General features: G+C 42.6%; 10 protein-coding genes. 9 read left to right on the top strand and 1 reads right to left on the bottom strand.

Going from position 1 to position 12,895, the window contains the following annotated elements; genetic code table 11:
- Nucleotides 1-108 precede the first annotated feature (108 nt).
- The 4 genes from FR932_RS08385 (at nt 109) to FR932_RS08370 (ending at nt 2,477) form a co-directional block, all read left to right on the top strand.
- The gene (locus FR932_RS08385; protein ID WP_019441074.1) at nt 109-849 is read left to right on the top strand and encodes a DUF1538 domain-containing protein; all 741 of its coding nucleotides are present in this window, start codon (nt 109-111) and stop codon (nt 847-849) included.
- Nucleotides 846-1,655, top strand: a complete 810-nt coding sequence (locus FR932_RS08380; RefSeq protein WP_019441073.1) for a DUF1538 domain-containing protein — start codon at nt 846-848, stop codon at nt 1,653-1,655. Before FR932_RS08385 ends, FR932_RS08380 begins: the two co-directional genes overlap by 4 nt.
- An 85-nt stretch (nt 1,656-1,740) precedes the next feature.
- Entirely contained in the window at nt 1,741-2,091 is a 351-nt protein-coding gene (locus FR932_RS08375) for a P-II family nitrogen regulator (RefSeq protein WP_019441072.1), read from the top strand.
- Nucleotides 2,088-2,477, top strand: a complete 390-nt coding sequence (locus FR932_RS08370; protein WP_019441071.1) for a CBS domain-containing protein — start codon at nt 2,088-2,090, stop codon at nt 2,475-2,477. Before FR932_RS08375 ends, FR932_RS08370 begins: the two co-directional genes overlap by 4 nt.
- A gap of 125 nt (nt 2,478-2,602) precedes the next feature.
- Here FR932_RS08370 and FR932_RS08365 read toward each other — a convergent pair whose 3' ends face one another.
- A complete protein-coding gene (locus FR932_RS08365) occupies nt 2,603-3,937 on the bottom strand; it encodes a sodium-dependent transporter (protein WP_019441070.1) in 1,335 nt (444 codons plus the stop codon).
- 594 nt (nt 3,938-4,531) lie between these two features.
- On the opposite strand from FR932_RS08365, the gene FR932_RS08360 reads away from it, so the two are divergent.
- The 5 genes from FR932_RS08360 to FR932_RS08340 are packed head-to-tail and all read left to right on the top strand — an operon-like array spanning nt 4,532 to nt 12,433.
- A complete protein-coding gene (locus FR932_RS08360) occupies nt 4,532-5,647 on the top strand; it encodes a Leu/Phe/Val dehydrogenase (protein ID WP_019441069.1) in 1,116 nt (371 codons plus the stop codon).
- Nucleotides 5,634-6,740: a pyruvate dehydrogenase (acetyl-transferring) E1 component subunit alpha gene (gene pdhA, locus FR932_RS08355; RefSeq protein WP_019441068.1), complete on the top strand. Its 1,107-nt coding sequence runs from the start codon at nt 5,634-5,636 to the stop codon at nt 6,738-6,740. Before FR932_RS08360 ends, pdhA begins: the two co-directional genes overlap by 14 nt.
- Nucleotides 6,737-7,714, top strand: coding sequence for an alpha-ketoacid dehydrogenase subunit beta (locus tag FR932_RS08350; RefSeq protein WP_019441067.1), 978 nt, complete (start codon nt 6,737-6,739; stop codon nt 7,712-7,714). The genes pdhA and FR932_RS08350 overlap by 4 nt, the downstream gene beginning before the upstream one ends.
- Nucleotides 7,714-8,889 (top strand): dihydrolipoamide acetyltransferase family protein, encoded by a 1,176-nt coding sequence (locus FR932_RS08345; RefSeq protein ID WP_019441066.1) that lies wholly within the window; start codon nt 7,714-7,716, stop codon nt 8,887-8,889. The genes FR932_RS08350 and FR932_RS08345 overlap by 1 nt, the downstream gene beginning before the upstream one ends.
- Nucleotides 8,890-8,911: 22 nt before the next feature.
- The gene (locus FR932_RS08340; RefSeq protein WP_019628879.1) at nt 8,912-12,433 is read left to right on the top strand and encodes a methylmalonyl-CoA mutase family protein; all 3,522 of its coding nucleotides are present in this window, start codon (nt 8,912-8,914) and stop codon (nt 12,431-12,433) included.
- Nucleotides 12,434-12,895: the final 462 nt, after the last annotated feature.

The raw sequence follows: 12,895 nt of genomic DNA, 5'->3' as shown, positions 1-12,895 counted from the left end.
AGGTTAAGTGCACCTCTATGGGGTTAGTTCCAATCTCATTGATTTAGATCAATTTTTTAGTTTTTTCAGTAGGCTAGTATCCGCGTGATTAATATAATCAAGGAGGCTATGTTGGTTAACACGTTTAAAACCCTACTAAAATTTATGTTGGGCAGTATCAGGGATCTTGCTCCCATTATTATTGTGATCTTATTCTTCCAGTTAGTGGTTATTCAACAACCATTGCCGAATGTCAGCCAGCTGCTTATTGGTGTGCTGTTTGTACTGTTAGGACTCACCTTCTTTATTCATGGCCTAGAACAAGGGTTATTTCCTATTGGTGAATCAATGGCGCATGCGTTTGCGCGTAAAGGTAGCGTTGGCTGGTTATTGATTTTTGCATTTTGTCTTGGTTTTGGTACTACGGTGGCCGAACCAGCATTAATTGCGGTGGCAGCGGAAGCGGCGAGAGTCGCAGCCAGTGGTGATCTTATTGGCACAACGCAAGTCGCGATGGATGACTATGCTCAAGGCTTAAGAATGAGTGTTGCGCTGAGTGTTGGTATTGCTATCGCACTGGGCGTATTGCGTATTATCAAAGGCTGGCCATTACAGTGGTTCATCATTGGCGGGTATGTGCTGGTGGTGATCATGACGGTGTTTGCTCCGCCTGAGATTATTGGTATTGCTTATGATTCGGGCGGTGTTACCACATCGACGATCACAGTGCCGTTAGTGACTGCACTTGGTGTTGGTCTGGCATCTTCTATCAAAGGTCGAAACCCGATGATTGATGGTTTTGGTCTTATCGCGTTAGCGTCGCTTAATCCGATGATCTTTGTAATGGCTTATGGAATGGTGATGCTATGACCTTTATTGATATGTTAGCGCAAATTGGTTCGACTATTGTCACTACATTTCACGATGTACTACCGATTGCGGCGATCTTATTTGGTTTTCAATTTGCAGTTATTCGCAAGCCATTACCTAATTTAGGTCGGGTACTAATGGGTTTTTTGTGGGTATTAGTCGGTTTATCGCTGTTTTTAATTGGCTTGGAGTGGGCGCTATTTCCGCTGGGTCGTTTGATGGCGCAGCAATTAACAGATCCTACTTTTCTGGCGAGTGTTAATAGCGTCGAAGTCGTGACGGAAAGTGTCCGTGAACTTGTTTGGACTGATTATTATTGGGTATATCTATTTGCCTTCCTCATTGGTTTTGCTACTACGATTGCAGAGCCGTCTTTGATTGCCGTGGCGATTAAAGCGAATGAAGTATCAGGTGGCTCAATTGGTATTTGGGGTTTACGTTTATCTGTTGCGCTTGGCGTAGCTATCGGTATTTCACTCGGTTGTTATCGGATTGTTGTTGGTGATCCAATTCATTGGTACATCATGGCGGGTTATGTCGTCGTTGTTTTGCAAACGCTTGTTGCGCCTAAATTAATTATTCCTTTGGCTTACGATTCAGGTGGTGTGACAACCTCGACGGTAACGGTTCCTTTAGTTGCGGCGTTGGGACTTGGATTAGCTGAAACGGTACCTGGGCGTAATCCTATTATCGATGGTTTTGGTCTTATTGCTTTTGCGAGTTTATTCCCGATCATGTCGGTGATGGCGTACGCACAAATATCACAGTGGATCAGTACGCGAGATAAAAAAGTGGCAACAGATTAACTTGTAAGCAGTGACGAGTTATAACTGTAACGATCGTAATAGTAATAAAAAATCACAGTAAAATTTTGAATTGTTGGAGAATTAAATGCATTTTAAATTAATCGTTGCCTTTGTTGAGGCTGGCATTACTGACGGTATCATGGATGCAGCGCGCAGTGCGGGAGCAACAGGCGCCACTATTATTAATAACGCGCGAGGTGAAGGCCTTAAGCAATCGAAAACCTTCTTTGGTTTAACGCTAGAAACGCAGCGTGATGTTTTACTCTTTATTGTTGAAGAGCACTTAAGTCGACATATTTTAGAAGAAATTAACAAAGTCGGTCAGTTTGATGAAAAGCCGGGCTCAGGTATTGCAGTACAAATCGATGTAGAAGATGCTGTTGGTGTTAATCATCAGATCAGTCAATTAACTAAAACTGTGGAGAACGAACTGTGAGTAAAGTCGTAATTAAAGCCAATGCGGTAATGACACAAAACTATATTTGCATGGACGGAATGCAAACGGTTCGTGAAGCTATTACAGCAATGAAAGAACATGATACTAAGGTTATTATTGTTAACAAGCGTGACCAGCATGACGCATACGGTATTTTGGTACTGTCAGATATCGCCAAACAAGTATTAGCCAAAGACCGTTCACCTGATCGCGTTAACATTTATGAAATCATGGCTAAGCCAATTGTATCGGTTCCGCCAGAAATGGACATTCGCTATTGTGCTCGTTTGTTTGAGCGCTTTAGTTTATCTCATGCACCAGTGATTGAGAATGAAGATATTCTGGGTTTAATTGGTTATAAAGAATTAGTTTTACACGAACTGTAAAGGCATGAATTGTAGATAATAAAACTGAATGAAGATAATAAAAAGGCAGCGAGTGGAATATATCCAGTAGCTGCCTTTTTTCATACGTTTTATAATACTTTTCGTAATACCAGCTTAACGCTAGATTATGACGCTAATACTAAGATGATGAGTGCAGGACATACAACACGAACATACCAAGGCCAGATTTTCCAGAATAACCCTTGTTCAAGTTCTGGGTTACCTTGCTTAATTTCAGTAAGCAGTTGATCACGACGCCATACCCAACCTACAAGTAATGCAAAGATTAACGCTAAGATAGGCTGTGCATAAACAGTTGTAGCTGTAATGACTAAACCAAACAAGTCGCCGAAGTTAAATACGATGATTGCAGATACTAACGTGATGATACCGCCAATCCACCAAACAACCGTGTTACGTTCTTTGTTTAATTCTTCCATTGCACATGATACTGGTACTTCTAACATCGAGATCGATGATGTTAATGCCGCAATAACCATAAGTACGAAGAATAAGATGCTAATGATAATACCTGTGCTACCCATCGTATCGAACATGGCAGGTAATACTGTGAATACTAACGTATCAGAGCTTAATAACGCGCCTGAAGCATCATAGATCTCAACACCGTTATGTTGAGCAACGAACATAGCTGGTAGAATTAATAGGCCTGCAGCGAATGCAACACCGGTATCAATTAACGCAACTTGTGCCGCTGTTTTTGGAATGTTGGTATTCTTGCTTAGGTATGAACCGTAAACCATCATTGAGCATACACCCAAAGATAATGAGAAGAATGCTTGACCCATCGCGCTGATCACTAAGTCTGAACTTAAGTGTGAAAAATCAGGGATAAGGTACATAGCCAGACCATCACTTGCGCCGTCTTGCGTTAAGATGTAAGCAGTCATTAGGCCAAATAATACGAATAACATCGGCATTAAGCGTGATGACCAGCGTTCGATACCATCAGTAACGCCACTTCTCACTACGCGTATCGTGATGAGCATGAACAATACCATCATCACTAAGTTACGTTCTGTACTGAATGATTCAACCCAAGTCGCTGCACTTTCAAGACCAAGTAATGAGAAAATAGGGGCAAATAATGAACCTAACAACCAACCCGCAACAATACCGTAGAAGCTTAAGATTAACGATACCGCAACCATGCCCGCGATACCTAAGCCCGCAGCAGCAATTTTTTGTTTTGGCCAAATAGACTGGATTGATTTGATCGGGTTTGCTTGACCATGACGACCAATGGTTAATTCAGCAACCAATAATGGATAGGCTAAAACAAATACCATTAATAGATAAACAAGTAAAAAGACTGCGCCGCCATTACTTGCTGCTTGTGTTGGGAAACCCCAAATATTACCTACACCAACTGCAGAACCTGCTGCAGCCATGATGAAGCCGAATTTAGACGAAAACTGTGCTCTTGAACCTGTTGCCATTATTTATTTCCAACGTATATCTTGTCGAGTTAGTGAATAATTTTGCTGAACATATACCAGACATAAGAGGGTGTAAACTTATGTGTACACATAGCTAAAATTAGATTTTAATGAGATTGGTGACAAGTAGAACAGTTTTATCGTATTATTAAAAGCCCGAAGGGCGTATATTTTGTTTGTATTACCATTGTTAGTTTGTTATTTAATCAAAATACGTATATTGCAGCGTAAATGTTCATTAAGGTGTTAAATTTTGGTGTATTAAATTGCATTAATGTGACTTTTTGATTTATTTTCGACTCTTTGCTTTTTTCTATTTAATCATTCCTATCTCACTATCTCCAAGTCCTCCTGAGTTCTCGATATATCAATCCATTCAGCTATGGCACGAGATTGCGTTCAGTTTATTGAATATAGGTCTCTATTTCTTATTATTTTTTCTCTATTCGTCAATATCGCCTATCTGGTCATGGGCACTGTTGTGTATCGTGTCTATAGTTATTCATAGAGTAACCTCCTGTATACCCAACGACTTAAAATCTAATTAACTGTGCGTCTTCAGGGTATTCACAACCTAAGGTTGGAGAATCGTTCATGGCAAGCTATATAGATTCTGAAAAATCGCAAGCGTCGGAAAAATCGCAAGAGTCGATAGATCTATTTGACATGGCTGAGCAGTACCCATTCAGCGATGTACACTTTTGGCGAGACCCAGAAACGCAATTACAAGCAATTATCGCTATCCACAGTACCAAGTTAGGGCCCGCTATTGGTGGTTGTCGAATAATTGATTACCCCTCTACATATGCTGCTGTTAAGGATGCCTGCTGTTTAGCGGCCGGGATGAGTTATAAAACAGCCATTAATAAATTACCCTTTGGCGGCGGTAAAGCTGTTATCTTAAAGCCTAAACACTTAACAGATCGTAAGGCGCTGTTTGCCTCGTTTGGTCGGTTTGTCGAGAGTCTCAATGGACGCTATATCACCGCGATGGATAGTGGTACGACGATTGCAGATATGGATGTGATAGCCAGTCAAACTGACCATGTGATGTGTACAACGACCGCTGGGTTGGCCTCCGGTGATCCATCTCCGCATACAGCGAAGGGGGTCTATTACGGCATTAAAGCCGCGGTAAAATTTAAGCTGCAACGAGACTCACTTACTGGTTTACATATTGCGATCCAAGGGGTCGGCAACGTGGGGTATGCGTTAGCTAAGTTACTACATCATGATGGCGCTAAACTAACGGCTGCAGATCCTAATATGCAAGCAACGCAACGACTTGTTGCAGAATTTGGTGCAGATATTGTCACTGGAGATGATCTTTATGCGGTCGATTGCGATGTATTTTCACCCTGTGCTTTAGGCCAAGTTATAAATCCGAATACTATCGCACGGCTAAATACGTCTATTATTGCCGGTTCTGCTAATAACCAGCTTCAGAGTCTTGACCTGGCTGCTACATTAGCGGCTAAAAATATCCTCTACGCACCTGATTATGTCATCAACTCAGGCGGTGTATTACAAATATCCTATCTGAACAAACCAGATGTTGTGCAACATAAATTGGCGGCATTGTATGACACATTATTGGCTATATTTAGGCAAGCAGAGCAACAAAATCGTTCAACAGTTGATGTTGCGAATGCTTTGGCTGAACAGATATTGATGGAACCACTTTCCGGAGATGAGTATGAGCATAAATAAACAGCAAGCTGAAAATACCTTCCGTGTTGGTTATACCCAATATCTGGATGAAACAGGTCGATTATCTGAATCTTTAAAGCACTTTTCTGTTGCGGGGGTGAGTAGCGAATTACTAGTTGAATTTTATCGCTGGATGCTATTCACCCGTACTTTTGATTGTAAGGCGATTGCGCTGCAACGTACTGGTCGTCTTGGTACTTATGCGTCTTGTCTTGGTCAAGAGGCCGTTGGAGCGGCGATTGGTAAAGCTATGCGGGAAGAAGATGTCTTTATTCAGGCTTACCGAGAAACGGCTGCGGTACTTATTCGCGGGGTCAAACCTGAAGAGATCTTGATGTATTGGGGTGGCGATGAACGCGGAATGGACTTTCAAGGGCCGCGTGAAGACATGCCTTGTACTATTCCTATCGCGAGTCAGTGTTGTCATGCAGTGGGAATCAGCTATGCCATGAAATTACGCCGTGAACCGCGTGTTGCAGTGGTGGTGTGCGGTGATGGTGCAACATCAAAAGGTGATTTTTATGAATCCGTTAATGCGGCAGGTGTATGGGAACTGCCCTTGGTATTCATTATCAATAATAATCAGTGGGCTATTTCTTTACCACGTGATGAACAATCAAGCTGTGAAACCTTAGCGCAAAAAGCTATCGCTGGTGGGGTTAGTTGCGAGCAAGTAGACGGTAATGACGTGATTGCATGTTACCTCAAAATTAAAGCCGCCATCGACCGAGCAAGGGAAGGGAAAGGTCCTCACCTTATTGAAACTATTTCTTATCGTTTATCCGACCATACTACTGCTGATGATGCTTCTCGTTATCGCGATGTGGATAATGTGGGTGAGGCTTGGCAAAAAGAGCCTATGGCACGACTGCGCAGTTTGCTCTTGAATGAAATGATCATTGATAACGCGGGTATCGAACAGCTCGAAAAAGCGTGTAGTGATGAAATTGATGCTGCGGTAGCTCGTTATCTTGCTATTCCGCCGGCATCACCAGCGACCATGTTTGAGTATTTGTATGAAACCTTGCCTGATCATTATTTGGATCAATTAGCGCAAGTGCAAAATACGATATTACAGGAAGGTGAAAAATGAAGGACATGACACTTATTGATGGGGTCAATCATGCTTTGTTTGATGCCATGACTGAAGATAAAGACGTGATAGTGCTGGGTGAGGATGTGGGTGCTAATGGCGGTGTTTTCCGCGCGACAGAAGGATTACAGGCTGAATTTGGTCGTGATCGGGTGATTGATACACCATTGGCTGAATCACTGATAAGCGGTATGGCTATTGGGTTAGCAGCTCAAGGTATGAAGCCTGTGGTCGAAATTCAATTTATGGGGTTTATTTATGCCGCTTTCGATCAGTTCTTATGTCACGCAGGACGGATGCGTAATCGTACCCGTGGCCGTTTAACCTGCCCTATGGTACTGCGTGCTCCATACGGTGGTGGTATTCATGCACCGGAACATCATAGCGAAAGTACCGAAGCTATTTTTGCTCATATACCTGGTATACGTGTTGTCATCCCTTCTTCTCCAGCTCGCGCTTATGGCTTGCTACTTGCTGCTATCCGCGATCCTGATCCTGTGGTGTTTTTAGAACCGAAACGCATTTATCGTTTGCAGACTGAATCCGTTGACAATAATGGCCAAGCCTTACCGTTAGATGTTTGCTTTACCTTGCGTGAGGGTAGCGATGTCACGCTAGTCAGCTGGGGGGCGATGTTATATGAAACCTTGCAAGCAGCAGAACAATTGGCTGAACGTAATATATCTGCAGAAGTAATTGATCTTGCTTGTATAAAACCGATAGATAAAACCACGATATTGAGCTCGATAGCGAAAACGGGTCGTTGCGTCATTGTCTCAGAAGCGCCGCGTAGTGGTGGGGTTGCATCCGAAATAGCTGCCATTATTGCAGAGGAAGGGCTGATGACATTATTAGCCCCTGTCATGCGGGTAAGCGGCTACGATACCATCATGCCGTTGGCTAAAATGGAAAAATACTATATGCCCAGTGTGGAGCGAATTGTTACCGCCGTTAATAATGTCATGGAGTTCTAATGCATATATTCAAATTACCTGATTTAGGGGAAGGTTTACCCGAAGCCGAGATTGTTGAATGGTTTGTTAAACCTGGAGATGTGGTTGTTGCTGACCAGTTAATGGTATCGATGGAAACGGCCAAAGCGATTGTCGAAATACCGTGTCCAGAAAATGCTACCGTGGTGAAATTGTACGGCGACGTTGGCGATATTATTCATACTGGTGATCCACTTGTTGAATTCTCTGAAGAAGCTGAGGGGACAGAATGCACAACGGCAACGACGAACACTGGTACAGCGCAAGCAGCGGAGCCGGCGAAAGCGTCAACTTCTGTTGTTGGTGAACTACACACATCTGAAGTTAAATTAAAAGAAACGGCGCAATCGGTCTCGGGTAACAGTATTGGTGTTAAAGCCACACCAGCAGTACGTGCGCTTGCACACAGATATAATATTGATTTAGCGATTGTCACGCCTTCGGGCCCACACAGTACGGTTACTGCAGCTGATGTGGAACGTGTTGTTAAAATTTTTGCTGATGTTGGTGAGTTAGTACCATTGAAAGGTGTTCGCCGTAGTATGGCAAAAGCCATGGCACAAGCACATGCTGAAGTTGTGCCTGTTACACTTCATGACGATGCAGATATAACACCTTGGTTTGATCGGGGTGATATAACTGTTCGAATGATACGCGCAATGGCGCTAGCTTGTGAAGCCGAGCCGACTTTAAATGCGTGGTATGACAGCCATGCTATTGGTCGTCGTGTGATTAAATCGATGCACTTAGGGTTAGCTGTTGATACCAAGGATGGCTTGTTTGTTCCCGTGATCCGTGATGCACAAAATTACAGTGCCAAAGCGATGCGTGACAAAATTAACACGATTAAAGAGTTAGTGACGGCACGTAAAATAGCCGCTGATGATCTGCGTGGCAGTACCATTACTTTGTCTAACTTTGGCAGTATGGTCGGTAAATATGCCAACCCTATTGTGATGCCTCCAACCGTCGCAATATTGGGGACTGGGCGTTTATTTCAACAACTACTCTTGGCTAAAAAAGGCGATGATCAATCTGCTCTTGTTGAACGAACTTTCTTGCCACTGTCTTTAACGTTTGATCATCGGTCGATAACGGGTGGTGAAGCCGCTCGATTCCTCGCTGTATTAATGGCGGATTTAGCATTACAAAACTAATAAAAAGACGGAGTGAAGAGCGATGAAAATGACTTCAACCAAGTTCCCCTTACGCATTTTAACCGCGACTTGTCTATTTGACGGTCATGACGCGGCAATTAATATTGTACGACGGTTATTACAAGCGCGAGGCGTTGAAGTTATTCACCTAGGCATTAATCGTTCAGTGCATGATGTCGTTACTGCAGCATTACAAGAGGATGTTGATGCTATTGCGATGAGTTCCTATCAAGGTGGGCACGATGCCTATTTCGGTTATTTATTATCGAGTCTAGCCGATCTCGGGGCTAAACCTGCAATATTCGTTGGCGGCGGCGCGACGATTTCTGCTGGAGAAGCGAGAAGATTAGAACAGCAAGGTATTACGCGTGTTTATACTCGTGATGACGTACTGAGTTTAGACGAGATGATAAGTGATTTATTAAACCGTTTAATCGCTGTTAAACCTAAAACGGCTGCAAAATTTAAGCTTAAAAAATTAACCAAAAAACCTGCAACAGATTTGTATTTTGGACAGTTAATTACCGCTATAGAGCAAGACCGATTAGCGACGAATAACATAGTGAGTGATAACCGTAAAGCAAGTCTGGTGATGGGGATTACTGGCACCGGCGGCGCGGGTAAAAGCACTTTTATTGATGAATTATTAGCGGCATTATTACAGCTTTATTCTGATATTAGGATTGCCTATTTAGCGGTCGACCCCAGCGCCCAAAAAACGGGAGGTGCTTTGCTCGGCGATCGTATTCGTATTAATACCTTGCCGCACGAGCGATTATTCATGCGTTCGATAGCGACACGACAAGCCAATGTGTCGGTCAGCCAATCATTACAAACGAGCGTGCCGATATTGATTAATCAAGGATTTGATCTGGTGTTGGTTGAAACGGCCGGTATTGGGCAAAGCGATAGCGCGATAGTCGATATGGTTGATTTTAGCCTTTATCTCATGACCAAGGATTATGGTGCGAGCAGTCAGTTAGAAAAAATTGAGATGTTACAATATGCCGATGCTATAGTGCTAAATAAAGCCGATCAGCAAGGCTGTGAAGATGCGTTTAATGATGTGCAACAACAGTGGCGCTTTAACCAGCAAGAAAAGCATTCTTTGAGTCACGAGCCGCCTGTATTCCCGATGGTCGCAAGTCACTATGACGATCATGGTTTTAATCGATTTATCGCATTTTTGATGACCGAATTCAAGGCCAAATATGGCACTCAGTTACCTTTTTCAATACAGCCTGACATTGAAAAAATATACCAACAAGCACTCAGGCATTATCCCCGTTATGATTGGACGCTATCGGCAAGCAAGTTAAATTTACAACATCCGGATTATTTAACGCGTATCTATAACAATTATGCAGAATTAAGCGATATGAATGCGCAGCAAATAGCACAAGTGCGGGAACTGCATAGTTGTTATCAAGTGTTAGCTGATCTCTGCGATCCTTGTTTACCGACTAAACTTGGGCGCTATCCGCAGGCTGATATAATCAATGAATCTGATGAGCACAGTTTTTTAGTCACAGATGCTTCGCTAAAAATGATCTTACCGCCGTTACGAAAACGTTATAACAAGCTTTTAGCTAAGCTGTCAGTGCCACTTAGACATGCGTTACTGGCTTGGTTCAGAGACGAAGATGAGTTGGCATTAAAACGAATTGAAGAGGGTGTTGATACCATCGATTCTCAGCAAACGTATGGTGAGCATAAAGACCACTTTGTGAGTTTAAGCGGTACTGTGATCCCGCATGTGATAAAACCAGATGAACGGCATTGGGATAATATAACGGCTTTTTTACTCAATGAAAATTGCCCTGGACAGTTTCCTTATACCGCGGGGGTTTTCCCCAAAAGACATAATGATGAAGATCCGACACGCATGTTTGCCGGCGAAGGCTTACCTGAAGATACCAATAAGCGTTTTCATTATTTGATTAAAGGCCAAAAGTCGATTCGCTTATCTACGGCGTTTGATCCTAATACCCTCTACGGCCACGATCCCGCTTTAACGCCAGATGTGTTTGCTTGTATTGGTATGTCTGGTGTATCCATTGCAACGCTCGATGATATGAAAATACTGTATTCTGGTATCGACCTCTGTGATGTTGGCACGTCGGTATCGATGACGATTAATGGCCCTGCACCCGTGCTTATGGCGTGGTTTTTACATACCGCGATTGACCAACAAGTTGAGCTGTATTTAACCAAAATGAAGCTATGGTCAAAAGCCAATAAACACATAACTCGCTATTTAAGCTCTGCACGTATGAGGGCGAAACAACGCCCTGTGTATCGCGGTGATCTGCCGCAAGGCAATGAGGGATTAGGGCTTAAATTACTCGGTATTTCTGGACAGGTGCTAATGAGTCAATTACTTGGCTTAGAAGCGGAATATACAGTGTTGAAAACCACGACTTATCAAAAAGTCAGGGGCACACTGCAAGCTGATATTTTAAAAGAAGAGATCGCGCAAAACGAGTGTATTTTCTCACTCGACTTCTCACTTAAGTTAATGGCCGATATGCAAGGCTACTTTAGTGCTAATGCCATTGAGAAATTTTATCCTGTGTCAGTGAGTGGTTATCATATTGGTGAAGCGGGGGCGAACCCCATCACGCAGCTGGCCTTTACATTGGCGAATGGTTTTACGTTATTAGAGTATTATTTAGCGCAAGGTTTGGATATTGACGATGTTGCACCACGACTGAGCTTTTTCTTTAGTAATGGTATGGATCCTGAATATGCCGTGATAGGACGCGCTGCACGACGGATATGGTCAAGAACATTAAAATCAGTCTATAAGGCCAATGAACGTAGCCAAAAATTAAAGTATCACATCCAAACATCTGGTCGCAGCCTGCAATCACAAGAAATTGATTTGAATGATATACGCACGAGTCTACAAGCTATGTATGCGTTGTGTGATAACTGTAATAGCTTACATACAAATGCATATGATGAAACGATCACGACACCGACGGAAAACTCAGTCTATCGTGCGCTGTCGATTCAATCCATTATTAATCGTGAGTTTGGCTTAAGTAAAAATCAAAACCCTTTGCAAGGTAGCTACATCATTTCGCAATTAACTGACCTTGTTGAAGAATCAGTCTATGGCGAATTTAACCGTTTAGCCCGTCGTGGCGGGGTACTTGGCGCAATTGAAACCGGTTATCAACGCACGCAAATACAGCAACAAAGCATGTATTATGAGAAGTTAAAAGGCACAGGCGAACTTGATATGGTGGGGGTTAATTGCATGACCAGAGATACGGAGCAGCATGACGCTACATCATTAAACGATAAAGAATTAGTGCGTTGTAGTGAAACTAAAAAGCAGCAACAAATAGACAGTGTATTAAAGTTTAAGCTACAGCATAAAGTGCAGGCTACGTTGTCATTGGACGCGATGAGGGCGAGATTATTGGCTGGTGATAATAGCTTTGCTGCGTTGATGGATGCGGTGCCTCATGCGAGTTTATCTCAGTTAACCGATGTGCTGTATTTAGCAGGGGGGAAATATCGTCGAAATATGTAGGTTGTTTTGTAAGTTTAGGGTGAAAGTAAACACAATCAGCGAATTGAAAGTCTAGTTTATTTGTTTGATTATGTGATTAGTTTCAAATGAAAGCTTGCGCAATGAATTATTTATGTTACATTGGTCACATCTTCTGAACAAGAAGATAGATAAATGCTCAAAGGATGAGTCCGTTAAACCGCCTCCAAGGAACCGAGATCAACTGAGCCATGTGGTTCAATTTTTGATTAATGATTTAGAAGGTGAGACCTATGAAAAATTCAGTACCTGCAACTCCTGTTTTCGGTGATTTATATAACACAAAATTCACTTACCCAAGACACTTAGGTTACTAATATCTAGGAATTCAAAATTTAACGCCATCTCTTCGTAGATGGCGTTTTAGTTTCTGGCGTCTTAAAAGCTTAAAGCTATAACTTTAATAAATTCTAGCCTTCGAATATCTAACCTATCTAACCTATC

The organism is Moritella marina ATCC 15381, assembly GCF_008931805.1.
Lineage (GTDB): Bacteria > Pseudomonadota > Gammaproteobacteria > Enterobacterales > Moritellaceae > Moritella > Moritella marina.
This window is presented reverse-complemented; position numbering and strand designations above follow the sequence as displayed.

Excerpts from the sequence above, each read along its gene's own strand:
- FR932_RS08350 (WP_019441067.1), top strand. The coding sequence starts at position 6,737 with ATGAAGGACATGACACTTATTGATGGGGTCAATCATGCTTTGTTTGAT.
- FR932_RS08375 (WP_019441072.1), top strand. The coding sequence starts at position 1,741 with ATGCATTTTAAATTAATCGTTGCCTTTGTTGAGGCTGGCATTACTGAC.
- FR932_RS08360 (WP_019441069.1), top strand. The coding sequence starts at position 4,532 with ATGGCAAGCTATATAGATTCTGAAAAATCGCAAGCGTCGGAAAAATCG.
- FR932_RS08365 (WP_019441070.1), bottom strand. The coding sequence starts at position 3,937 with ATGGCAACAGGTTCAAGAGCACAGTTTTCGTCTAAATTCGGCTTCATC.
- FR932_RS08385 (WP_019441074.1), top strand. The coding sequence starts at position 109 with ATGTTGGTTAACACGTTTAAAACCCTACTAAAATTTATGTTGGGCAGT.
- FR932_RS08340 (WP_019628879.1), top strand. The coding sequence starts at position 8,912 with ATGAAAATGACTTCAACCAAGTTCCCCTTACGCATTTTAACCGCGACT.
- pdhA (WP_019441068.1), top strand. The coding sequence starts at position 5,634 with ATGAGCATAAATAAACAGCAAGCTGAAAATACCTTCCGTGTTGGTTAT.
- FR932_RS08345 (WP_019441066.1), top strand. The coding sequence starts at position 7,714 with ATGCATATATTCAAATTACCTGATTTAGGGGAAGGTTTACCCGAAGCC.
- FR932_RS08380 (WP_019441073.1), top strand. The coding sequence starts at position 846 with ATGACCTTTATTGATATGTTAGCGCAAATTGGTTCGACTATTGTCACT.